The 378-nt window shown below is 35.4% G+C and carries 1 protein-coding gene; it reads left to right on the top strand.

Going from position 1 to position 378, the window contains the following annotated elements:
• Window positions 1-378 (top strand): hypothetical protein (locus HT701_RS11010; protein WP_240152378.1); only part of this gene is annotated, 378 nt, incomplete at both ends.

Consider the following 378-nt stretch of genomic DNA (forward strand, 5'->3'; position numbering starts at 1 on the left):
AAACAAACAAACCTGAAAAAGATGAGTCAAAAGACGAAACTTCAACAAAACCTGAAAATTCTGGTAATGCAATAACAGAAGAGAATGGGCAAACAGTACCAACTGAATCTAATCAAGGTGATACAAATAAAGTTGGAGAGTCAAATAAACCAGAAAATAATGACTCCAAAAATGAAACTTCAGAAAAAACTGTAGAAGAAGTTCCAGTAAATCCAACAGAAGGCTCTACAGAAGGAACCTCAAATCAAGGAGTAGAAAATCCAGTTCAATCTGCAGAAGAATCAACAACGAATTCAGAGAATGTATCACCAGATACATCTAAAGAAAATACTGGGGAAATGTCCAGTATTCCTAGTGATTCGACAACCTCAGTTGAAG

It is taken from the genome of Streptococcus sp. 10824 (genome assembly GCF_013276595.1).
Taxonomy (GTDB): Bacteria; Bacillota; Bacilli; order Lactobacillales; family Streptococcaceae; genus Streptococcus; species Streptococcus pseudopneumoniae.